This window comes from Candidatus Solirubrobacter pratensis, from assembly GCF_000425945.1.
Lineage (GTDB): Bacteria > Actinomycetota > Thermoleophilia > Solirubrobacterales > Solirubrobacteraceae > Solirubrobacter > Solirubrobacter pratensis.
The window spans coordinates 1-20,780 of sequence record NZ_AUEK01000014.1; the positions used below are offsets into that span (position 1 = coordinate 1).

At 72.6% G+C, this 20,780-nt stretch carries 24 protein-coding genes; 15 read left to right on the forward strand and 9 right to left on the reverse strand.

Features of this window, described 5'->3' with window-relative positions; translation table 11 throughout:
- Positions 1 to 2: 2 nt before the first annotated feature.
- Together H958_RS0120745 and H958_RS0120755 are read right to left on the reverse strand one after the other, a co-directional pair.
- Positions 3 to 617 carry a winged helix-turn-helix domain-containing protein gene (locus tag H958_RS0120745; RefSeq protein WP_081686116.1) on the reverse strand — a complete coding sequence of 205 codons (615 nt, stop codon included), beginning with the start codon at positions 615 to 617 and terminating at the stop codon, positions 3 to 5.
- Between the two features lie 63 nt (positions 618 to 680).
- The gene (locus H958_RS0120755) at positions 681 to 1,613 is read right to left on the reverse strand and encodes a VOC family protein (RefSeq protein WP_028060049.1); all 933 of its coding nucleotides are present in this window, start codon (positions 1,611 to 1,613) and stop codon (positions 681 to 683) included.
- Positions 1,614 to 1,714: 101 nt separating this feature from the next.
- On the opposite strand from H958_RS0120755, the gene H958_RS0120760 reads away from it, so the two are divergent.
- Both H958_RS0120760 and H958_RS0120765 read left to right on the forward strand, forming a co-directional pair.
- Complete coding sequence (locus H958_RS0120760; RefSeq protein ID WP_028060050.1) at positions 1,715 to 2,374, forward strand: MBL fold metallo-hydrolase; 660 nt, start codon at positions 1,715 to 1,717, stop codon at positions 2,372 to 2,374.
- Positions 2,374 to 2,958: a TetR/AcrR family transcriptional regulator gene (locus tag H958_RS0120765; RefSeq protein ID WP_028060051.1), complete on the forward strand. Its 585-nt coding sequence runs from the start codon at positions 2,374 to 2,376 to the stop codon at positions 2,956 to 2,958. The genes H958_RS0120760 and H958_RS0120765 overlap by 1 nt, the downstream gene beginning before the upstream one ends.
- On the opposite strand, the gene H958_RS0120770 is transcribed toward H958_RS0120765, so the two are convergent.
- The 6 genes from H958_RS0120770 to H958_RS0120795 all read right to left on the reverse strand — a co-directional run bounded on the left by H958_RS0120770 (position 2,913) and on the right by H958_RS0120795 (position 8,211).
- Positions 2,913 to 3,833, reverse strand: a complete 921-nt coding sequence (locus H958_RS0120770; protein WP_028060052.1) for a VOC family protein — start codon at positions 3,831 to 3,833, stop codon at positions 2,913 to 2,915. The two genes, H958_RS0120765 and H958_RS0120770, sit on opposite strands and share 46 nt — an antisense overlap.
- Positions 3,830 to 4,411: an RraA family protein gene (locus H958_RS0120775; RefSeq protein ID WP_028060053.1), complete on the reverse strand. Its 582-nt coding sequence runs from the start codon at positions 4,409 to 4,411 to the stop codon at positions 3,830 to 3,832. Before H958_RS0120775 ends, H958_RS0120770 begins: the two co-directional genes overlap by 4 nt.
- Positions 4,408 to 5,106 carry a PIG-L deacetylase family protein gene (locus H958_RS0120780; protein ID WP_028060054.1) on the reverse strand — a complete coding sequence of 233 codons (699 nt, stop codon included), beginning with the start codon at positions 5,104 to 5,106 and terminating at the stop codon, positions 4,408 to 4,410. The genes H958_RS0120775 and H958_RS0120780 overlap by 4 nt, the downstream gene beginning before the upstream one ends.
- Complete coding sequence (locus H958_RS0120785; RefSeq protein WP_028060055.1) at positions 5,103 to 6,005, reverse strand: DUF6282 family protein; 903 nt, start codon at positions 6,003 to 6,005, stop codon at positions 5,103 to 5,105. Before H958_RS0120785 ends, H958_RS0120780 begins: the two co-directional genes overlap by 4 nt.
- 44 nt (positions 6,006 to 6,049) lie before the next feature.
- Positions 6,050 to 7,663, reverse strand: a complete 1,614-nt coding sequence (locus H958_RS0120790) for a thiamine pyrophosphate-binding protein (RefSeq protein WP_196807475.1) — start codon at positions 7,661 to 7,663, stop codon at positions 6,050 to 6,052.
- 65 nt (positions 7,664 to 7,728) lie between these two features.
- Complete coding sequence (locus tag H958_RS0120795; RefSeq protein WP_028060057.1) at positions 7,729 to 8,211, reverse strand: acyl-CoA thioesterase; 483 nt, start codon at positions 8,209 to 8,211, stop codon at positions 7,729 to 7,731.
- A 57-nt stretch (positions 8,212 to 8,268) separates the two neighbouring features.
- Here H958_RS0120795 and H958_RS39180 point away from each other — a divergent pair, with 57 nt between their 5' ends.
- The 9 genes from H958_RS39180 (at position 8,269) to H958_RS0120845 (ending at position 15,311) form a co-directional block, all read left to right on the forward strand.
- Complete coding sequence (locus tag H958_RS39180) at positions 8,269 to 8,640, forward strand: hypothetical protein (RefSeq protein WP_037411004.1); 372 nt, start codon at positions 8,269 to 8,271, stop codon at positions 8,638 to 8,640.
- A gap of 126 nt (positions 8,641 to 8,766) precedes the next feature.
- Positions 8,767 to 9,381, forward strand: coding sequence for a polysaccharide deacetylase family protein (locus tag H958_RS0120810; protein WP_037411006.1), 615 nt, complete (start codon positions 8,767 to 8,769; stop codon positions 9,379 to 9,381).
- 30 nt (positions 9,382 to 9,411) lie between these two features.
- The gene (locus tag H958_RS0120815) at positions 9,412 to 9,621 is read left to right on the forward strand and encodes a hypothetical protein (protein WP_028060059.1); all 210 of its coding nucleotides are present in this window, start codon (positions 9,412 to 9,414) and stop codon (positions 9,619 to 9,621) included.
- Between the two features lie 156 nt (positions 9,622 to 9,777).
- On the forward strand, positions 9,778 to 10,770 hold the full coding sequence (locus tag H958_RS0120820) for a zinc-binding dehydrogenase (RefSeq protein ID WP_028060060.1): 993 nt from the start codon (positions 9,778 to 9,780) through the stop codon (positions 10,768 to 10,770).
- Positions 10,767 to 11,780, forward strand: coding sequence for an RNA polymerase subunit sigma-70 (locus H958_RS0120825; RefSeq protein WP_051324601.1), 1,014 nt, complete (start codon positions 10,767 to 10,769; stop codon positions 11,778 to 11,780). The genes H958_RS0120820 and H958_RS0120825 overlap by 4 nt, the downstream gene beginning before the upstream one ends.
- A 144-nt stretch (positions 11,781 to 11,924) precedes the next feature.
- Complete coding sequence (locus H958_RS0120830) at positions 11,925 to 13,037, forward strand: NDMA-dependent alcohol dehydrogenase (RefSeq protein ID WP_028060062.1); 1,113 nt, start codon at positions 11,925 to 11,927, stop codon at positions 13,035 to 13,037.
- Positions 13,038 to 13,071: 34 nt separating this feature from the next.
- Complete coding sequence (locus H958_RS39185; protein ID WP_255325443.1) at positions 13,072 to 13,923, forward strand: AAA family ATPase; 852 nt, start codon at positions 13,072 to 13,074, stop codon at positions 13,921 to 13,923.
- Between the two features lie 23 nt (positions 13,924 to 13,946).
- The gene (locus H958_RS39190) at positions 13,947 to 14,840 is read left to right on the forward strand and encodes a vWA domain-containing protein (RefSeq protein WP_051324603.1); all 894 of its coding nucleotides are present in this window, start codon (positions 13,947 to 13,949) and stop codon (positions 14,838 to 14,840) included.
- A gap of 18 nt (positions 14,841 to 14,858) precedes the next feature.
- Entirely contained in the window at positions 14,859 to 15,311 is a 453-nt protein-coding gene (locus H958_RS0120845; RefSeq protein ID WP_028060063.1) for a YbaK/EbsC family protein, read from the forward strand.
- On the opposite strand, the gene H958_RS39195 is transcribed toward H958_RS0120845, so the two are convergent.
- Positions 15,250 to 17,031: an AMP-dependent synthetase/ligase gene (locus tag H958_RS39195; protein WP_081686117.1), complete on the reverse strand. Its 1,782-nt coding sequence runs from the start codon at positions 17,029 to 17,031 to the stop codon at positions 15,250 to 15,252. The two genes, H958_RS0120845 and H958_RS39195, sit on opposite strands and share 62 nt — an antisense overlap.
- 211 nt (positions 17,032 to 17,242) lie before the next feature.
- Between H958_RS39195 and H958_RS0120855 the strand changes: the two genes are divergently transcribed.
- The 4 genes from H958_RS0120855 (at position 17,243) to H958_RS0120870 (ending at position 20,754) form a co-directional block, all read left to right on the forward strand.
- Positions 17,243 to 18,502 carry an Ig-like domain-containing protein gene (locus tag H958_RS0120855; protein WP_028060064.1) on the forward strand — a complete coding sequence of 420 codons (1,260 nt, stop codon included), beginning with the start codon at positions 17,243 to 17,245 and terminating at the stop codon, positions 18,500 to 18,502.
- Complete coding sequence (locus H958_RS0120860; RefSeq protein ID WP_028060065.1) at positions 18,499 to 19,257, forward strand: hypothetical protein; 759 nt, start codon at positions 18,499 to 18,501, stop codon at positions 19,255 to 19,257. Before H958_RS0120855 ends, H958_RS0120860 begins: the two co-directional genes overlap by 4 nt.
- 216 nt (positions 19,258 to 19,473) lie before the next feature.
- On the forward strand, positions 19,474 to 20,241 hold the full coding sequence (locus H958_RS0120865; protein WP_028060066.1) for a hypothetical protein: 768 nt from the start codon (positions 19,474 to 19,476) through the stop codon (positions 20,239 to 20,241).
- Positions 20,242 to 20,250: 9 nt separating this feature from the next.
- Entirely contained in the window at positions 20,251 to 20,754 is a 504-nt protein-coding gene (locus H958_RS0120870) for a hypothetical protein (protein WP_028060067.1), read from the forward strand.
- The last annotated feature ends 26 nt before the right edge of the window (positions 20,755 to 20,780 follow it).

The window sequence follows — 20,780 nt, forward strand, 5'->3', positions numbered from 1 at the left end:
GTCTACTGCTCGGCGCGCCTGAAGTGCAGCACGGCGAGCTCGGTGGGGAAGACCGTGGTGCTCTTCTCGCCTTGGCGTTGGGCGCTTTCGGCGGCGATCGCGAGTGCTTGTTCGTGGGTGCGGGCGAGCAGGCGGTTGAGCTTCTTGAAGGCGCGGTCGTCGAGCTCGAGCGGGGTGCGTTGGACGATCACTTCGGGGTCGTCGAGCTTGCCGGCTTCCGAGGCGGCGCGCATGTCCTCGACGATCTCGGCGAGGCTCTCGCCGGAGAGCTCCTTGCGCAGGCTGGAGGGCAGCGTCTTCCACTGGTCCTCGTCGAGCGTGGGGCGCGCGGTTGCGCGGTAGAAGTGCTGCAGGGCGCCGCGGCGTGGCTCGGTGCGTACGAGCTCGACGCAGTCGTAGTCGCGCAACATTCGGACGTGGTAGCTCACGACGCCCAGTGGGGCGCCGAGCTCCAGGGCGAGATCACCGGGGCTGGCGACGCGCTCGCCCAGTCGCTGCAGGATGCGGGCCCGCAGCGGATGGGCCAGTGCTTTCGCGATTCGTGCCTCCGATGTCTCCCCCGGCGGTCGAGTCCGGTCTTCGCCGGATGAGGACTGCGCAGCGGTGAGCATGGTCATACGTAAGCGTACTCCCCGCACGTGATGGCGTTCCACCGATTCACGTCGGTGGCGCGCTCGGCCTCATGAGAGTGTCGTCGACCAGCCCGCGCGCGGGTCCGGCAGCGGCGTCAGGCGGGCCTCGATCCGTTCGCGCTCGGACTCCAGGAACGGCGGCAGGATCACGCGCCTGCCGAGCTCTTCGACCGGACCGTCGATGAGGAAGCCGGGCTCTTCGGTGGCGAGCTCGTAGAGCACCCCGCCCGGCTCGCGGAAGTACAGCGAGTGGAAGTAGTAGCGGTCCACGAGCCCGCTGTTGGGGATGCCCGCGCGCGTGACGGCATCGATCCACGCGCTCATCTCGGCGTCGGTCGTCCCCCACGCGATGTGATGCACGGTGCCGGCGCTCTGACGGGCCCGCTCGGCGGGGGCGGGATCGAACGCGATCCAGCCGCCGCGGCGCTCGCCGCGCAGCTCGAAGGACGCATCGTCGCGCCGCTCGGCGTTCATGAGACGTTCGAGCACCGTGGCGCTCGCCCGCGGGTTCGCGCTGTAGGCGCGGACGCCCTCGAAGCCCTGCAGCGCGACGGCGGCGGGGATCTCGGGATGGTCGGCGATCAGCGCCGGATCGCTCGCCGAGGTGACGACGAGCTCGTGGCCGAGGCCCTCGGGATCCGCGAAGCGCAGCGAAGTCGCGTCGCGCTCGTGCGACACGCCCTCGGCGGTCAGCCGCGCGTCCCAGAAGCCGATCGCCTCAGGCGAGCCGACGCGCCAGACGATGCGGTGGACCATCCCGGCGCCGGCTCGGCCGGGGATCGCATGCGGGTACTCGAAGAACGTCATGTCGGCGCCGGGGTGCGCGACCTCGTCGCCGTAGAAGAGGTGGTAGACGCTCGGGTCGTCCTGGTTGACCGACTTGGCGACCAGACGGAGGCCGAGGACGCGCGTATAGAAGTCGACGTTGCGCTGGGCGTCGCCGGTGATCGCGCTGATGTGGTGGATGCCGTCGAGCTTCATGTCGAGTCCCTCGGGTAGTTGTGTGAGCAATCATATCTCACGCTCGGGCACTTGACAACCTAATATCATTAGGCAAGGACCTAATGCGAGTAGGAGCGACCATGCGCACGACCCAGATCACCGAGAACCTGATCCAGCTCACCCGCACCGGCTTCGTGAACGCGTACCTCGTCCGCGAGGACGACGGCTTCACGCTCGTGGACACGACGCTCAAGGGCGGCGCCGGCGAGCTGATCGCGGCGGCGCGGCTGGCGGGGGGCGACATCCGCCGGATCGCGCTGACGCACGGACACGGCGATCACGTCGGCTCGCTGGATGCGCTCGAGGACGCGCTCGGCGTCGAGGTCCTCATGCCCGAGACCGACGCCCGCATCCACGCCGGCGAGACGCCCTACGAGGGCAGGCTCAAGGGCAGCTGGCCGAAGATCGCCACGGTCCCGGACGTGCGGCTGCGCCCGGGGGACATGATCGGGAGCCTCGAGGTCCTCGCGTCGCGCGGCCACACCCCCGGCCACGTCTCGTTCCTCGACACGCGCGACCGGGCGCTGATCGCCGGCGACGCCTTCTCGACGCTGGGCGGCGTCAGCTCGGCGGGCAAGATGAACTGGCGCTTCCCGCTCGTCGCCTTCGCCACCTGGGACCGCGCCAAAGCGCACGAGTCGGCCCGCTCGCTGCTCGCCCGCAACCCGTCGCTGCTCGCCGCCGGACACGGGAAGGTCGTCAAGGACCCGGGCGCGGCGATGGGCAAGGCGCTGCGCTGATGGTACGGGCCGGGCTCGATCCCGACGCGGTCGTCTCCGCCGCGGCGCGGATCGCCGATGCCGAAGGGCTCGAGGCCGTCACGCTGGCGCGGCTGGCCGGCGAGCTCGGCGTGCGCACGCCTTCGCTGTACTCGCACGTCGCGGGGCTCGACGATCTCCGGCGCCGGCTGTCGGTCCGCGGCGCGCGGGAGCTGGCGGACGCGATGCAGGAGGCGGCCGCGGGGCGCTCGCGCCGGGACGCGCTGCACGCCGTCGCGAGCGCGTATCGCGAGTACGCGCGTACGCATCCCGGGACCTACCAGGCGCTGCAGCGGTCGGCCGACCTTCGCGACGACGACGCCGCCGCCCGTGCGGTGCGGGTCGTCACGGCGATCCTCGCCGGGTACGGCCTCGAGGGCGACGACGCGATCCACGCCACGCGCGCCGTTCGCGCCGCCCTGCACGGGTTCGCCGCGCTCGCGGCCGGCGGAGGCTTCGGCATCGCGCTCTCGGTCGACGAGACGTTCGAGCGCCTCGTCGACCTGCTCGACCGCGGGCTTCAGGGCGCGAGCTCGGCGTCCTCAGGCGTCGGCGGCGTGCCGTAGTAGTGGAAGCTCGGGACGGTCCGCACGCCCCAGAACTGGCCTCGCGCCCGCTCGGCCTCGCTCCAGATGACCGGCTGCTGCTCGGGGTCGTACACCATGTAGCCGCCGGTCGTGACCTCGATCCGGTTGCCGCCCGGCTCGAAGCCGTACAGGAAGAACCCCTGCGCGACGCCGTGCTTGGACGGCGCCGCCTCGATCGGTACGCCGGCGTCCACGAACAGATCGGCGGCGCGCAGGCACTCCTCGCGCGTGTCGACCCAGAACGCGAGGTGGTGCAGGCGCCCGCCGGCCTCGCGCGCGTCGTGCACGTAGATCAGCTCGTGCGCGGCGGTCGTCAGGCTCAACCAGGCGCCGGTCTCGCGCCCGTCGTCGAGGACGATGCCCTCGTAGTGGCGATAGCCGAGCACGTCGCACGCGAACTCGCGGCACGCGCGCACGTCGCAGGCCAGCAGGTTCACGTGGTCCAGGCGCTTCACGCACGCGCCGCGGCCCGTATAGCGCTGCGGCTGATTGCGCCAGGACGGCTTCAGGTGCTCGGGCGCGACGTAGCGCTCGGTCTCGTGGTAGAGCCGGAACTCGTGGCCGTCGGGATCGGCGAAGCGGTACATGCCGTCCTCCCAGCGCCCGCCGGGGATCGCCAGCGCGTGGCGCTCGAGCGACTCCTGGTCCCACGCGCGCAGGCCCATCCACGCGAGACCGGGCGCGGGCGCCTCGGTGAGGATCAGCGAGTAGCGCTGGTAGTCGCCCCAGCCGCGCAGGAAGGCCGACTGCCCGGCCTGGCTCTCGATCTCCATCCCGAGGACGTCGTGGAAGAACGCCAGGCTCGCCTCGGGCTTCGGCGTGAGCAGCTCGACGGGGCCGAGGTGCGCGATCATCGCCCGAGCCCGTCCAGGTCGTACGAGAACGCGCCGGCCTGCAGCCGCTCGCGCTTCACACGCTCCTTCTGTAGCCGCGCCAGCGCCGCCTCGCGCACCGCGTCCGCGCGCTCGGCGGCCACCACGCACGCGCCGTCGCGATCGAGCACGACGACGTCGCCGGGCCGGATCAGCGCGCCGCCGACCTCCACCGGGACGTCCAGCTCCCCGGGCTCGTCCTTCCCCGCCCCGCGCACGCGCGCCCAGCGCGCCCACACGGGCATGCCGAGCTCCTCGACGTCGCGCACCGCCGCGTCGACCAGGACGGCGACGGCGCCGTGCACGCGGGCCTGCGTGGCGAGCAGGTCGCCGAGCAGCGCCACCGGCTCAGGCAGCGGCATCGTGAGGACCAGCACCTCGCCCGGCCGCAGCCGCTTCATCGCCGCGTGCACGGCGAGGTTGTCGCCCTGCCCGCAGCGCACCGTCCGCGCGGGGCCGGCGACCGGGGCCTCGCCGCGCACCTCGAAGGAGACGTCGATCAGCCCTTCGCGTCCTGCGGCCTCGTACACCGTGGCCACGCCCAGCTCGGCGAACGTCACAGCCGGTCCACCACCTGCGGGAGCACGCGCTGGAACGCCTCCGCGTAGCGCACCTCGCTGCGCCCCGACGCCCGCCGCGCGTGGTTGCCGCGCTGCTCGGCGCGTTGCGCGTAGTAGGTCTGGAGGTACTTCTGCGCCTCCATCGCGGCCATCGCCTCGACCTTCGCGTCGAACACCGACGTGATGTCGACGAACGTCGTGGGGGTGAAGTTGCACAGCTCGGGCTGGTGCGGCTCGAACAGGAACAGCTGCGGCGGCGTGATCGACGGGAACGCGCTCGCCACGCCGGCGCCGGCGGCGAGCGAGCGTGCCCGCTGCACCACCGCGTAGGCGACAGGGTGGTCCGGGTTGAACGGGTCGGTGTCGGTGTGCGTGATCAGCACGGCGGGCGCGTATTCGCGGATCTCGTCCACGACCTGCACCAGCCGCTCGGGACCGACCTCGAGCGGGTAGTCGCCGAAATCGAGCGCACGGAACTCGGCGCCGAGCGCCGACGCCGCCTTCTCGGCCTCCGCGTGCCGGACCTGCTTGACGTTCTCGATCGTCTGCCCCTCGGCCTTCCACAGCTCGCCGGACTCGCCGCGCTCGCCGTAGGACAGGGCGATCACGCGCGCCTCGTCGGCCAGCGCGACCGCGCCGCCGGCGCGCCAGACGAAGTCGGCCGAGTGCGCGCCGATCACGAGCACGCGGCTCATCCGGCCAGCCTCGTGCTGTTGACCACCGTCATCGTGCGGATCTCCTGTTCGCTGAAGCCGCCCTCGAGCAGCCGGTCGGCGAACAGTGCGAGGCCGTCCTCGACCGGCGGGTTCGCAGGCTGGCCGAGATCGGTCGAGAGCAGGTTGCGCTTCGCGCCCGTGGCGCGGATCCCGTCGTAGACGACCTCCCACGGGCACTTCCCGGTATGGGGCGTCGTGAAGCAGCGCTCGAGCCAGGCGCCGCGCTCGGCCAGCGCCACCTGGTCGCCGATCGAGAGCGACTGCGACGGGAACTCGGGGTGGGTGATGACGACGTCGTGCACTCCGGCGCCGAGCGCCGCGTCGACCACCGCGAAGATCTCGTCGCGACCGAGGTGGCCGGTGGCGAGCACGAGGCCGTGCCTGGCCACGACGCCGAGCACGTCCAGCAGCGCGGGCAGCGGAGCGCCCCGCTCGTCGAGCACCGGCACCTTCGGCACCGGCAGTCCGGCCTCGCGCAGGTCCTCCTGGATCCGCACCCACATCGGCACGTGGGGCCCGTCGTGGCGGCCGGTCTCGTTGACCGCGTCGACCGTGGGCAGCCACACGATACGCGCGCCTTCGCGGGCGGCGATCTCGACGGCGAGCGGGTTCAGGCCGCCGACCGCCGCGTTCAGGGTGAGCGCGCCGACCGCGCGCACCTCGGGGACGACGCGTGAGACCACCCGCGCGCGCTCGGCGGTCGACGTGTAGTGCGACTTCAAGCCGAAGCCGGCGAGGCCGAGCGCGCGGAAGCGCTCCGCCAGCGTGACGTCGTCGACGATCCGGCCGACCACGTCCGGATCGACGTGGATGTGCAGGTCATACGCGCCGCGGACGAGCTCTCTCGCCAGCGCCGAGGGAGTCTGGAGAGGCGACAAGGTTGTCGACGATACGCGAGCTTCGCGGTCCTCGATGCGTCCGATCAGGGGTCGAAGGTCTCGTCCTGAGCGACCTCGACGGCGAGCAGCAGCGGCGCGCGGCGGTCGGCGAGCCGCGGCAGATGCGCGTCGAGCTGCTCGAGCAGCGCGTCGTGGCCGGCGACCATGACCGCTTCGCATCCCTGGGCGCGCGCCATCGCGGGGATGTCGACGTCGACGCCCGGCCATGGGCCGGGCGCGCCGCTGCGCTCGGCCAGGCGATCCATGATCGCGTAGCCGCCGTTGACGAGCACGACGAACAGCGCGCCGACGTCGTAGCGCGCGGCGGTCCAGAGTCCGAGGATCTGGTACAGCGAGGCGCCGTCGCCGAGGACGGCGAGCACCGGCCGGTCGGGGCGCGCCATCCGCAGCCCGACCGCCGCCGGCAGGCCGAAGCCGAGCAGGCCCATCGCGCTGATGAAGCCCAGCGGCGCGGTCGCGGGGATGCGCGCGTTCAGCTCGGGGCGGCTCGACGGCGTCTCCTCGACCAGGATCGCGTCGCGCGGGAGCCGGTCGGCGAGCGCCTGCAGGACGTGGCCGGCGCGCAGCGGCTCCCCCGGGGCCGGCGGCTCGGGGCGCTGGATCGGGGCCGCGGCGAGCTCGCGCGGCTCGACCGCGCCGGCAAGCGCCGCGCACGTCGCCGCCGGGTCGCCGAGCACGGAGAGCTCCGCCGGGCTGCGATGCGCCTCGCCGGCGTCCTGCGTGATCACGGCGATGCGCGTGCCCTCGCGGACGAGCGGGCCGGCGTCGTACGGGTACTGGCGCAGTGCGCCGGTCCCGACCACCAGCACGAGGTCGTGCGCGGCGAGCGCCGCGCGCAGCCGGGCGCGGCGGGACGGGAGGTGGCCGGCGAACTGCGGGTGATCCTGCGGGAAGCCGGCGAAGCCACCGAACGGCTCCTGCCACACCGGGCAGCCCAGGCGCTCGGCCAGCGCGACGAGCGAGGTCCACTCGGCGCCGGCGCCGGCGACGATCGCCGGCGACTCGGCCTCGTCGATCAGCGCGGACAGCTCGTCCACGGCGCGCGGATCGGCGGCGGCGGAGCGCAGGACGCGCTGCGGCCCGAACGTCTCGTGCGGCTCGCCGGCGGGCTCGAGCCAGTCGTCCATCGGCACGATCACGACGGCCGGTCCGCGCGCGGTGACCGCCTCGTGGTAGGCGCGCACGATCGTCCCCGGCACGTCCTGCGCGCGCACCGGCTGGTCGACCCACACGGGGTAGTCGCCCGCGAGCCGCTCGAGCCGGCCGGCGAGGAACGGGTCCAGCGCGAGGTGGCGGCGGTCCTGCTGGCCGACCACGACGACCAGCGGCGCGCGGTTCGCGCGTGCGTTGGCGAGCGCCGCGACCGCGTTGCCCAGGCCGGGCGTCGAGTGCAGCAGCACCAGCGCGGGCTCGCCGCGGCCGAGCGCGTGGCCGGCCGCGACGCCGACCACCGAGCCCTCGTGCAGCGCGAGCACGAAGCGGAGGTCCTCGGGGAGCCCGGACAGGAACGGCACCTCGGTCGAGCCGGGGTTGGAGAAGATCGTCGTCATCCCCAGCCGCCGGAGTACGTCGAACGTCGCCTCGCGCACGGTCGCGAACCTGCGCGCGGGCCGGGCGGTCGTGTCTTCGAGGGTCACGCGGGTAGCCTACCCAGCAAACGTCAGGTCTTTTCCCGCTCAGCGCGGACGCCTGGACGCGCGGATCATTCCCCCCGGCGCAGCTGCTCGCGCTCGGCGAGCCGGTTCGAGCGCCGCGTCTGGGCCTCGCGCTGCCGCCGCGCCTCGACCTCGTCCTCGACCAGCAGCGGCGGCACGGGCGCGGGGCGCCCGTGCTCGTCGACGGCGACCATCGTCAGGTACGCGCTGCTCGTGTGGCGCACCTCGCCGGTCCCCGGGCGCTCCGCCTCGACGCGCACGCCGACCTCCATCGACGTCGTCCAGGCGGCGTTGACCGAGGCGCGGAACGTCACGAGGTCGCCGATGTTGACGGGCTCGTTGAACGTCATCCGGTCCACGCCCGCCGTCACCACGCGGCTGTGCGAGTGGCGGATCGCGGCGAGACCGGCGGCCTCGTCGCACAGCTTCATGACGGTGCCGCCGTGCACGAAGCCGACGGTGTTGGCGTCCTCGAGGCCCATCCAGCGGACGAGGACAGAGCGCGAGGCGGACGCGGGAACCGGATCCATCCGCGGCAAGCTATCGGGCGGCGACGGCGCCGCACCGGCGGTCAGAATGTCTCCTCGGTGCCATACCTGCAGATCGACCTCGACCGCGAGCTCGAGGGGCGCGTGGAGCTCGCCTCGGCGCTCGCGCGCGCGTACGCGACCGTGATGGAGGCCGACGAGCAGCGCATCAGCGTCGCGTTCCGGCGCGCCGAGGTGCTGCGCTGCTTCCCGTCCGGCCCGCGTCCGGTGATCGTCGTCACGTGCGAGATCCGCTCGGGGCGCGAGCCGGAGCGGTTGCCGCGGCTGGCGGGCGAGATCGCGCGGCTCGTGTCCGTCGCCGCGGGCGTGTCGCCGGACGAGGTCGTCGTCTACTTCACGCAGCACCGGGGGATCGAGATCTACCGCGACGGCGCGCCGAGCGCCGACTGGGCGCCGCCGCCCGCCGCGTAGGCGCCGGCCGCTCCCCCGCGACGATCAGGTCAGGCACGGTCGTGGAGTGCGACGCCGTGCGAGACCTCAGGGTGGGCGGCGAACTCGCGGTGATCGGGCAGCGAGGCGATCATCTCTGGAATCGACATGGTCTCGCTCACGTTCGACAACGGCCCGGATCCCGCCGTCACCCCGCGCGTCCTCGACCTCCTCGCCGAGCGAGGCCTGAAGGCCACGTTCTTCGTGGTCGGGGAGAAGCTCGCGCGCCACCGCCACCTCGCCGAGCGCGCGCACGCCGAGGGACACTGGATCGGCAACCACACCTACACCCACGCCGCCCCGCTCGGCACGCAGGACGCCGCGACGGCCCGCGCCGAGATCGAGCGCACGCAAGAGCTGCTCGACGGCCTCGCGCACCCGGACCGCCTCTTCCGCCCCATGGGCGGGGGCGGCCGCCTGGACCGCCGCCTCTTCAGCCGCGACGCGGTCGATCTGCTGACCGCGGGCGGCTACTCGGTGGTGCTGTGGGACCGCCTCCCGCGCGACTGGGAGGACCCCGACGGCTGGGTCGAGCGCGCGCTCGCCCAGGACGGGAACGTGCTCGTCCTGCACGACGTCGCGACCGGCGCGATGGACCACCTCCAGACGTTCCTGGATCGCGCGCAGGCGGCGGGGATCGAGTTCGGGCGCGACCTCGGCGCGTGCATGCCGATCCGGCGGGGCGAGGTCGTGGCGCCGCTCGACGGCCTCGTCACCCCGTGAGTGACCCTGCATGGGCGTACCGTAGGTCGTGTGCTGACACTCGTCCGGATCTGGCTCCCGGTCGCGATCGCCGTCGCCGGGGTGATCCTGATCGCGACCGGCGCCGACGCCGCGGTCGGCGCCGGCATCGTCCTGCTCGGCGTCGCGCTGCTCGTCGTGCTCGCGAACCTGTTCATCCGGCTGGCGATCCAGAGTCAGGACGACCGCGAGCGCGAGGCCGAGCGGCGCCGCCGCCGCTAGGCCGTGTCTTGAAAGCGAGGCGATCAAGAAGACGCTCAACGGGCAACGCTGAGCAACCGATTCCTTTCTGTGGCGACCGAGGTCTACACGTGGAGAGCCCGACCCGCCGGACGGGCCGCTTCGATTACACGTGCCGAGAAGAGAAGGCTGATCGCCATGAGCATCCCCGCCACCATGTGCGCCCTGCAGCAGACCTCCCTGAACGGTCCGCAGGACATGCGCCTGATCACCGATGCCCCGGTGCCGAGCCCTGGCCAGGGCGAGGTCCTGATCCGCGTCACGGCCGCCGGCGTCAACTTCGCCGACATCTCGAAGTCCTACGGCACGTTTCTGGGCGGCCCGCGGCCGCCGTACTTGGCGGGTTTCGAGGCCGCCGGCGAAGTGGTCGCGGTGGGCGACGCGGTGGCCGGCCTGCGACCGGGGACTCGCGTCATCGGCGTCGGCGACGGCGCGTTCGCCGAGTACATGCTCCTGCCGGCGGCTGCGGCGGTGCCGGTGCCGGTGGGCTGGACCGCACGGCAGGCGCTGGGCCTGGTCGTCAACTGGCCCACCGCGTTGGCCGCGCTCAAGCCGCTGGGCGGCATCGCCGCAGGGCAGACCGTGCTGGTCCACGCCGCCGCGGGCGGGACCGGACAGGCAGCGGTGAAAATGGCCAAGCACTACGGCGCGACGGTCATCGCCACCGCCTCGCCGGGCAAGCACGAGACGGTGCTGGCACTCGGCGCCGACCACGTCCTGGACTCCCTCGAAGGCGACCTCGCGCCCGAGGTGCTGCGGCTGACCGGTGGCGCCGGCGCCGATTTGGTGCTGGAGTCGGCGGGGGGCGCCACCTTCAACGCCAGCCTGACCGCGGCCAAGCGGGTCACCGGCCGGGTCGTCGTCTACGGCGTGGCAGGTGGCGAAGTCGCAATCACCAACTGGGAGCTGGTGTACAAGCACCAGGTCCACATCATCGGTCTCAACATCGGCGTGCTGATCCAGGCCGTACCGCAGATCTTCGGCGAGCTCATGGGTGAGCTGTCCGCGCTGATCTCCGCCGGCGTGCTCACCCCCGGCCGGACCACCGGGTACGAACTGGCCGACGGCCCGAACGCGCTCGCGGAACTGGAAGCCCGGGCGACCGTCGGCAAACTGGCCCTCGTACCTTGACGACCGGCGGGACCGGTCGCGCGCAGGTGCGAGAGGCGGCGAACCAGGACCGGTTCGCCGCCGAGACCGCGCGGTTCCGCCGGGAGTTGTTGGCGCACTGTTACCGCATGGTCGGCTCGGCGCACGACGCCGAGGACCTGGTGCAGGAGACGTATCTTCGGGCCTGGCGTTCCTACGCCGGCTTCGAGGGCCGCGCGTCGATTCGGTCCTGGCTCTACAAGATCGCCACCAATGTCTGCCTGACGGCGTTGGAGCCGCGCCGGATCCGGGTACTGCCCTCTGGCCTGGCGGGTCCGTACGATGGACCGAATCGCCCGGCGAGTCCCGTTGCACCGGGCGAGGTCTCGTGGCTGGAGCCATTGCCGGACAGGTGGATCGCCCCGGCCGCCGACGATCCGGCGGCGGTGGTGGTCGCACGCGAGTCGCTGAGGTTGGCGCTGATCGCGAGTTTGCAGCACCTGCCCGCGCGCCAGCGCGCGATCCTCATCCTGCGCGACGTGCTGGCGTTCTCCGCGGCCGAAGCCGCGGAGGTCCTCGGTACGAGCGTGGCGGCGGTCAAGAGCGGTCTGCAGCGCGCCCGCGCCCGGCTGGACGAACTGGAGCCGGAGCCCGAGGAACTGCTCGAACCGACTGACCAGCGGTCGCGTGCGCTGCTCGACGGCTACATCACTGCCTTCCAACGCTCCGACGCCGGCGTGCTGGAACAGGTGCTGCGCACGGACGCCACGCTGGAGGCGACGCCGTTCCGCGAATGGCAGGCAGGCCGAATGAAGTGCATCCACATGCTCGACGCGTACGTGCTGGGCACGCCGGGCGACTGGCGGATGATCGCGACCACGGCCAACGGCCAGCCCGCCGCTGTCGTGTACCACCGCGACGCCGACGGCGCGCTCCTGGCGAACGGCGTGGTGGTGCTGGCTCCGACCGCCACCGGCGTCTCGCGCGTGATCGCGTTCCACGACCCGGCGCTGGTCGCGATGTTCGGCTTCCCGGACGTGCTCGCAGAGTGACTGACCGCGACCGGGTGGGCCGCCGCATCGTCAGCAGGGGCGACGGCCGCGGCGCGGAGACCTCGATATCCGACGCGCCAAGCCGTCTGTGAACCGTGCCGCCGTTCTATACGATCGGCCCGTCGACTGAGGAGGAGAGACCTCGTGAAGACCAAGGCCGCGGTTCTGTGGGAGAGCGGGAAGGACTGGGATGTGGTCGAGCTCGAGCTCGACGAGCCCAAGGCCGGCGAGGTGCTGATCCGATGGGAGGCGGCAGGCTTCTGCCACTCCGACGAGCACCTGCGCCACGGTGACATCGTCCCCCGCTTCCCGATCGTCGGAGGCCACGAAGGCGCGGGCGTGATCGAGAAGTGCGGGCCCGGCGTCAGCCGCGTGTCCGAGGGCGACCACGTCGTCACGTCGTTCCTGCCGGTCTGCGGGCATTGCCGCTTCTGCGCCACCGGGCACTCGAACATCTGCGACCTCGGGGCGACGATCCTCGAGGGCTGCATGCCCGACGGCACGTTCCGCTTCCACGGCGACGGCGACGACATCGGCGGGATGTGCATGCTCGGCACGTTCAGCCAGTACGCGACGATCTCGGAGACCTCGTGCGTGCGCGTCGACGAGGACCTGCCGCTCGACGTGGTGGTCCTGGTCGGCTGCGGCGTCCCGACCGGCTGGGGCTCGGCCGTCTACGCGGCCGACGTGATGCCGGGGGAGACGGTGATCGTCTACGGCATCGGCGGGATCGGCGCCAACGCGATCCAGGGCGCCGCGCACGCCGGCGCGATGAACCTGATCGCCGTCGACCCGCTGGCCAACAAGCGCGAGGCGGCCGAGGACCTCGGCGCCACGCACAGCGTCGCGAGCGCCGGCGAGGCGCACGAGCTCGCGAAGGAGCTCACCCGCGGCGTGGGCGCCGACAAGGCGATCATCACCGTCGACGTCGTCAGCGAGGAGGTCGTCGGCGCGGCCGTCAACGCGATCCGCAAGGGCGGGACGGCGGTCATCACCGGCCTCGCCGACCCGAACAAGCTGACCGTGCAGCTCTCGGGCGCGGGGCTCACGCTCTACGACAAGACGGTCAAGGGCACGCTGTTCGGGTCCGGGAACCCGATGCACGACATCCCCAACCTGATCCGCATGTACCAGGCCGGCAAGCTCAAGCTCGACGAGCTGATCACCACGCGCTACACCCTCGATCAGATCAACGACGGCTACAACGACCTGCTGGCCGGCAAGAACATCAGGGGCGTGATGATCCACGAGCACTGATCCGCGTGCACTGCTCGCCGCGATCGACGGCAGGATCGTCGGCCTTCGGCGGGAGGCGGAGGTCCTCGCGGCCGCGCTGGCCGGCGGCTGCCACGTCGTCCTCGAGGGACCGCCGGGAACCGGGAAGTCGACGCTCCTGCGCGCTGTGGCCGCCGGCGCCGGCCGCGGCGTGGAGTTCGTGGAGGGCAACGCCGAGCTGACCCCCGCACGGCTCATCGGCCACCACGACCCCGCGCTGGTGCTCGAGGCCGGCTACCGGCCCGACACCTTCGTCGACGGCCCGCTGCTGACCGCCGTGCGCGAAGGCGCGCTGCTGTACATCGAGGAGCTCAACCGCGTCCCGGAGGAGACGCTGAACGTGCTCGTCGGCGTGCTGGCGGAAGGCGAGATCCACGTCCCGCGCCTCGGCCGCGTCCCCGCCGGCGCGCAGTTCCGCCTGATCGCGGCGATGAACCCATTCGACGCCGTCGGGACCGCGCGCGTGAGCCAGGCGATCTCCGATCGCATGTGCCGGATCGCGATCGGCTACCAGGACGCGGCGGCCGAGCGGGCGATCGTGGAGCGCCTGACCGGCCTCGACGACGCGCGCGCGGTCGAGCTCGCGCGCGCATCCCGCGAGCACCCGCAGGTGTGGATGGGCGCCTCGGTGCGCGGCGCGATCGACCTCGTGCGGCTCGAGCGCGAGCTCGCCGCCCTGCGCGGGGGCGCCGACGACGGCACGTTCGCCGACGCCGCGATCGCCGCGCTGTCCGGCCGCCTGCGGCTCGAGGAGGGCTGCGAGAAGACGCCCGAGGCGATCGTCATGGAGCTGATCGCCGGCCTGGGAAAAGCGAGCGCCCCGCGGAGGGGCGCCCCGAGCCGGCCCGCGGCACCGGGCAATCGCTGAGCGGCGCCGCCGCCCGCGAACGGGTGCGCGAGCGCGGCCGCCGGACGCTCGCACGGGCGCAGCTCGCGGCCGCCCATGAGAGCCTCGCCCGCGTCTCGCCCGGCGTCGGCGAGCTCGACGAGTCCGCCATCCAGGACCTGCTGCGCAGCGATCCCGATGCGGCCGTCGCGCTGCTCGCCGACCTGTCCGCCGCCACCGACCCGGCGCTGCGGGCGCAGGCCCGCCGGCTGGCGGCACGCCTGTTCGTCCGCGCCGGCCGGCTCGGCGCCGGGACGGCCCGCGGCTACCGGCGGCTCGAGCCGGGCGCGGCCGACGAGGGCGACCTCGACGTCGAGCGCACGCTGCAGCGCGCCGAGGGGCGCCCGCGCCGCGCCGAGGACCTCGTCGCGCGCCGCTGGACGGCGCCGCGGCGCGCCGTCTGCCTGCTCGTCGACCACAGCGGCTCGATGCGCGGGCACGCCGTCGGCCTGGCCGCGATGGCGGCCGCCGCGGTCGTGCTCGCCCGCGAGGAGGGCGCGAGCGCGAGCGTCAGCGTGATCGCGTTCGCCGCCGATGCGCTTGTGCTGCAGCCGCAGACCGCCGCGCGCGCGCCGGCGCGGCTCGTCGACGACCTGCTCTCGTTGCGCGGCACGGGCCGCACCGATCTCGCGCTCGCCCTGCGGACCGGCGCGCGCGAGCTCGCCAAGGTGCCCTCCGCCGAGCGGCTCGCGATCATGCTCGGCGACTGCCGCGCGACGGCCGGCGCCGATCCGCTGACGGCACTCGCGGGGCTCGACCGCGTCGACGTGCTGGGGACGAGCCCCGACGAGGACGCGGTCCGCGCGGGCCGCGCGCTGGCCGCCCGCGGACGCGGTCGCTTCCTCGCAGCCACGCGGTACGCCGAATTGCGGAGTGCGTTGGCAACCATCCTCCATTGATGAGAGGATGGGCGGTTGATGGGAAGTGCCGTCCTCGAGGAGGTGCTCCAACTCGCGGGCATCCCGTACGAGCTGGTCGGGCGTCAGCCCACCGCCCGGACGGTCGTGCTCGTCGACGGCGACCTCGTGCGGCTCGTCGTGATCCCCGCCGGCGACCGCCTGGACATCGCCCGCGCGCGCCGCGCCCTGCGCGCCGGTCCGCGCCTGCGCGCCGCGACGCCCGCCGAGGTCGCGCAGGACTTCCCGGGCTTCGACCCGCAGGCGCTGCCGCCGCTCGGCCATGAGGCGGTGCCCGAGGTCGTCTGCCTCAGCCTGCTCTACCTCGACGAGATCGTGCTCGAGGGCGGCGTGCTGATCGACCCGCGCGACCTGCTGCGGCTGTGCGAGCCGCGTGTCGCCGACCTGTGCTTCAGTCGCCGTACAGGCGGTCGATCGCCGTGGAGTAGCGGTCGTACACGACCGAGCGCTTGACCTTCAGCGTCGGGGTCAGCTCGCCGTCGGCCTGCGAGAGGTCACGCGGCAGGATCGCGAAGCGCTTGATCTGCTCGATCGTCGCGAAGCGCTGGTTGACGGCGGCGATCTCCTTCTCGATCACCGCTCGTACGCGCTCGTCCTGCGCCATCGCCGCCGCGTCCGCCGGCGCGCCGATCTCGGCCGCCAGCCGCGGCGCCTCGTCGGGGTCGAGCGTGATCAGCGCGACCAGGTAGGAGCGCCGGTCGCCGGCCACGACGGCCTGCGAGATCCACGGGATCTCGCGCAGCGCGCTCTCGATCTGCTCCGGCGAGACGTTCTTGCCCGAGGACGTGATCACCAGGTCCTTCTTGCGGCCCGTGATGTGCACGTAGCCGTCGGCGTCGACGTACCCGAGATCGCCTGACGCGAGCCAGCCGCCCTCGCGCACGACCGCCGCGGTGGCCTCCTCGTCGCGGTGGTAGCCGGCGAACACGTGCGGGCCGCGCATCAGGATCTCGCCGTCCTGGGCGGTCGCGACCTCGGTGCCTGGCAGCGCGCGCCCGACGCTGCCGACCCGCCACTCCGACGGCGTGTTGAGCGTCGCCGCGGCGCATGTCTCGGTCATCCCGTAGCCCTCGAGCACGGTCACGCCGCAGGCGGCGAAGAACTCGATCACCTCGGTGCCGATCGGCGCCGCGCCGGTGACGACGATCGGCGTGTTGGGCCCGAGCACGGCGCGCACCTTCGACAGCGCCAGGCGGTCGCCGATCGCGTGCCGGACGCGGTCCAGCGGCGAGGGCGAGCGGCCGGCGCGGCGCGCCTTGGCCACCCGCTCGCCGGTCTTGAGCGCGCGCGCGAAGACCTGTCCCTTCGTGCCCGTCGCCTGGCTGAGCGCGCGCGTCTGGATCTTCTCGAGCAGGCGCGGGACGGTCGGCACGTGCGTCGGCGCCGCCTCCGCGATGTCCTCGACGATGCGCTTGGCGTCGCCGCTCCAGAACGCGAGCGTCCCGCCGGTGTCGATCCCGACGATGGCGACCATGCGCGCGAGCACGTGCGCGAGCGGGAGGTACTGGAAGTAGACGTACGGCTCGTCGCGCAGCCCCAGGCGGTCGATGTACGCGCCGGCCATCGAGAGCAGGTTCGCGTGCGTGAGGACGCAGCCCTTGGGCGGGCCGGTCGTCCCCGACGTGTAGACGATCGTCGCCGGGTCGCCCGGGGAGACGGCCGCGACGCGCTCATCCGCGAGCGCTTCGCCGCCCGCCCCCTTGGCGCGCAGCTCCGCCAGGGTCAGCGCGCCCTCGGCGCCGCCCGTCATCACGATGATCTGCTCGAGCTCGGGCAGGTTCTCGCGCACCTTGGCGATCTTCGCCGCCTGCTTGGCGTCTTCGAGGATCAGCAGCTTCACGCCGGCGTGCGCGAGCACGTACTCGCACTCCTCGGGCGAGTTCGTGTGGTAGACGGGCACGACCGTCGCGCCCGAGCACAGGGCGCCGAAGTCCGACAGCGTCCACTCCGGCACGGTGCCGCCGAGGATGCCGACGCGGTCGCCGCTCTCGACGCCGAGCGCCGCGAGCCCGGCCGCGATCTCGCGTACCGCCCGGCCCAGCTCGCCGTAGGCGACGGGCGCGCGCCCGGGAGCGCGCAGCGCGTCGCCCGTGTGCCGGCGGGCCGCGCCGAGCGCGACCTCGCCCAGCGTGCGGGCGGTCGTGATGTCTGAGAGGACGGCTGGGGTGCTCACGCGCGCACCGTACTACGGCTGACGCCGGAAGCCGATCCTCTTCCTTTGGACGGACGGAGACTTGACCTGCGCTTGCGCCGACAAGTACCGTCGATGGCCGATTACGGGGCGTCTGCGCCCTCGCCGGGGTCGTCTTGGGTCGAACGGAATTGCAGGAGGGAGAAGGGCAATGATGCCTTCACGCGGAGGGCTGCGGCTCTCTGTTTTCGCTATGACGTGCGCGGCGGGCCTGGCGGCGGCGAGCTCTGCTTCCGCCAACGACGTCGTGCTCTGGGCCTGTCACGGGCCGACGGGCAAGGCGCTCGGCGCCGGGCCGTTCGGCGGCGCGGCCGAGTACGGCACGGGCTGCGGGGTGGACGGGACGGCGCTCGCAGCCGGCGGCGTCTTCTCGCAGAGCTTCGGCCTGGTCGTGCGTCCCGGCGTCGTGCTCAAGCGCGTGTCGCTGCTGCGCGGCGCGTCCGGCCTCGACACCGAGAACCGCTACTCCGCGACGTACGAGGGCGCCGAGTTCGACGGCTCCTCCACCGACGTCAGCGGTGCAGTGTCCGCGCCGATCGCGGACACCGGCAACCTCAAGGGCGGCTTCGTCAAGTTCGCCACCACCCGCGCCGGCACCGGCGTCTCGGTCCAGCGCGTCGGACTCACGGTCGCCGACACCACGCCGCCCGCCGGGACGGGCGGCATCGCGAACCACACGAACGGCAGCGTCGCCGTGGCCGTGTGGATCAACGACACCGGCGTCGGGCTCGACCACGCCGACCTGTACGTCGACGACGCGTATTACGACGGCATCCGGTTCAGCGACAACTGCGCCGACATGACGCCCGGCGACGGCGTCGTCGACCTGCCGATCGAGAACTCCTGCCCCGCCCACGTCGAGAGGTCCATCGATCTCGACACGAGCCGGTTCGCCGACGGCGAGCATCGGGTGACGGTCAAGGTCTACGACGCCGCCGGCAACGCGACCGACTACATCAGGAACGCCGTGACCGAGATCGGCAACCACCCGAACCTCGGGAGCAACACGGCGACCCTGAGCATCGGCAGCGGCAACGCCGCTGGGCAGAACGGCTCGGCCGGCTCCGGCGGCGGCACCGGTGGCGTGGCCGGAGCTTCGGCGACGTCGTGCGCCTCTCCGAAGCTCTCGATGGAGCTCTCGCAGAAGCCGTTGAAGATCTCCAAGGGCGTGCCGGTGCTCAAGTACGGCAAGCGCTACCGCTTCCGCGGCCACCTGACCTGCGTGGTCAAGGGCAAGCGGCACTCGGCGCCCGTCAAGACGCCGATCGAGTTGTTCAACACGATCGGCAAGAAGACCTACCGCAAGAGCGGCGCGACCGTCCGCAGCAAGGGCGCGATCACGCTGGTGCTGGCGTACAAGTCCTCGCGGACGCTCGTGTTCCGCTACACGAACGCGGACGGCAGGCGCTCGCAGGTCAAGCTCAAGGTCAAGGTCACCAGGAGGTCGCGATGAGACGATGGGTCGCCGCCGCGGCCGTGCCGGCGGCGCTGCTCGCCGGCGGCGCCGCGCTCGCCTCCGGCCACACGGCGCGGGCCACGCAGACGGGCGGTCTCGCGCTCTCGCCCACGGTGCTGCAGGCGGCGCCGGTGCCCGGCCGGCTCGGCACGCTGACGATCGCCAACCGCTCCGCCGCGGCGCTCGCCGTCACGGTCACGCCGCGTCCGTGGACCGAGTCGGCGGCCGGGGCGTTCGCGCCCGACCGCCGGTCGGCGCTCTCGCAGGTGAAGGTCGACGCCGGCTCCTTCACGCTCGCGGCGGGCGCCGAGCAGACGGTGGCGGTCACGCTGACCGGCGCGCCCGCGGGTGGCTCGCTCTACGGTGCGCTCGACGTGACCGGCCTGCCGGTCGACGCCGCCAAGCGCCGCGGCGTGGTGCTCGGCTACCGGCTCGTGGGCACGCTCCGCCTCCCGCCGGCGCAGAAGCGGTACGGACTGACCGCCGGGCAGGTCAAGCGCTCGGGCAAGGCCGTCGTATTGCCGCTGACCAGTACAGGGAACACGATCGACGCGATCTCCGGCCATGTGTCGGTCAAGGGCGCCCGCGGCACGCTCAACGACAACGTCGCGGGCCTGCGGGTCCTTCCGGGCAGGAAGGTGAACCTCGTGTTGGCGACATCGGTCCGGAAGGGCTCCTACAGCGCTACGGTGACGTTGAAGCAGGGTGGGGCCAAGCTCCTGACGGCGAAGCGGAAGTTCAGTGTGCGATGACTGGCTTCGCTCGCGTCGGATTCAGGAGACGGTCGACTAGGATCGGCGGGGTGCGTGGAGCAATGCCCATGGTCAAGGGCGCTCCGATCGCGTGGCCCGCGTGTTAGCCGCGGTGGGGTGGTCATGAAGCGAGTCCTTCTTAGAGGAACAACGGCCCTTGTCGGGGCATTTGCGATCGCGGTCGGCGCGGCATCCGTCGCGGCCGCCGACGAGCCGGTGTCCGGAGCCGTAGGCGGCTATCGCAGCCCCGCGGCGGGCACGCTGCAGCTCGACGTCACCGGTCGCGCCACGCAGGACCCGTTGCTCGACGCCTCGGCGGCGGTTGACGGTGCGCAGGTCGCGAGCGCGACCTACTGCACGGGCTGCAGCTTCGCGACGGTGACGCTCAAGGTCGACACGACGGCGTATCCCGACGGCCCCCATCACCTCACGGTCACGATCCGCGACACGGCCCACCGGTCGTACGCGATCGAGAAGGACCTCGAGGTCTGGAACCATCCGCCGACGGGCTCGCCGACCGCGATCATGAACATCGGCAGCGACTCTGGGGGCGCCGTGCCGCAGGGCGGGGGCAACGCGCCCGGCGGCGGGCGGGGCGGCGCGCCGGGCGGCGGCGTGGAGGGCGCGTCCGCGACGTCGTGCATGTCGCCGCGCCTCTCGATGTTCCTCGCCCAGAAGCCGCTGCGCGTGTCCAAGGGCGTGCCGGTGCTGCTCAAGAACAAGCGCTACCGCTTCACCGGGCGGCTCACGTGCCTGGTCAGCGGCAAGCGCAAGTCGGCGGCCGAGGGCACGAAGATCTCGCTGCGCAACACGGTCGGCCGTAAGACGGTCACCAAGCCGGGGACGAAGGTGGGCACCTCGGGCAAGATCACGCTGCTCCTGAAGTACCCCAGCTCGCGCACGATCGAGTTCCGCTTCACCGCCGGCGACGGCAAGACGTCCAAGGTCCGCATCAAGGTGCGCATCGCACAGAGGAAGGGTTAGACAAAGAAAATGCGCGCGATCCGTGCAGGGATCCTCACGCTCGGTGTGCTCGCGGTCGCGGCCGTGCCGGCACGCGCCCAGGTGGCGCCGGTCGACGGCGGGACGAACGTCGGCGGCTTCGTCGACAGCTACATGGAGCTGAGCCTCACGCAACCGTCGGGCCTGTCGAAGTTCAAGAAGGCCGGCACGTACTCGACCTCGTTCACCGCGTCGGCGACCGCCACGCTGGAGGGCACGCAGCTGAGCCTCGCCGACGGCGAGGTCGCCTCGGGCTCGAAGGTCGGGTTCATGGCCGCCGGCTCCAAGCGCCTCAAGGACCCGCTCGAGGCCCGGGTGGGAAGCGCCGCCTTCCAGCCGCTCGACGCGTCCGTCGATCCGCTGCTGATGCGCTGGAACAAGATCCTCGCGCACGAGGACGCGAAGGTGACGCTGCGCCAGAAGGTCCGCGGCAAGCCGTCGACGAAGCCCTACCGCAAGGTGCTGTGGGCCACGTTGTCCTCTGAGATGCCCTGATCCCGGCATCTCGCACCGAATCACCA

Bases quoted from the DNA above. Each gene is read 5' to 3' on its own strand.
- H958_RS0120745 (WP_081686116.1), bottom strand. From the start codon at position 617: ATGACCATGCTCACCGCTGCGCAGTCCTCATCCGGCGAAGACCGGACT.
- H958_RS0120755 (WP_028060049.1), bottom strand. From the start codon at position 1,613: ATGAAGCTCGACGGCATCCACCACATCAGCGCGATCACCGGCGACGCC.
- H958_RS0120760 (WP_028060050.1), top strand. From the start codon at position 1,715: ATGCGCACGACCCAGATCACCGAGAACCTGATCCAGCTCACCCGCACC.
- H958_RS0120765 (WP_028060051.1), top strand. From the start codon at position 2,374: ATGGTACGGGCCGGGCTCGATCCCGACGCGGTCGTCTCCGCCGCGGCG.
- H958_RS0120770 (WP_028060052.1), bottom strand. From the start codon at position 3,833: ATGATCGCGCACCTCGGCCCCGTCGAGCTGCTCACGCCGAAGCCCGAG.
- H958_RS0120780 (WP_028060054.1), bottom strand. From the start codon at position 5,106: ATGAGCCGCGTGCTCGTGATCGGCGCGCACTCGGCCGACTTCGTCTGG.
- H958_RS0120795 (WP_028060057.1), bottom strand. From the start codon at position 8,211: ATGGATCCGGTTCCCGCGTCCGCCTCGCGCTCTGTCCTCGTCCGCTGG.
- H958_RS0120810 (WP_037411006.1), top strand. From the start codon at position 8,767: ATGGTCTCGCTCACGTTCGACAACGGCCCGGATCCCGCCGTCACCCCG.
- H958_RS0120820 (WP_028060060.1), top strand. From the start codon at position 9,778: ATGAGCATCCCCGCCACCATGTGCGCCCTGCAGCAGACCTCCCTGAAC.
- H958_RS0120845 (WP_028060063.1), top strand. From the start codon at position 14,859: ATGGGAAGTGCCGTCCTCGAGGAGGTGCTCCAACTCGCGGGCATCCCG.
- H958_RS0120855 (WP_028060064.1), top strand. From the start codon at position 17,243: ATGACGTGCGCGGCGGGCCTGGCGGCGGCGAGCTCTGCTTCCGCCAAC.
- H958_RS0120860 (WP_028060065.1), top strand. From the start codon at position 18,499: ATGAGACGATGGGTCGCCGCCGCGGCCGTGCCGGCGGCGCTGCTCGCC.
- H958_RS0120870 (WP_028060067.1), top strand. From the start codon at position 20,251: ATGCGCGCGATCCGTGCAGGGATCCTCACGCTCGGTGTGCTCGCGGTC.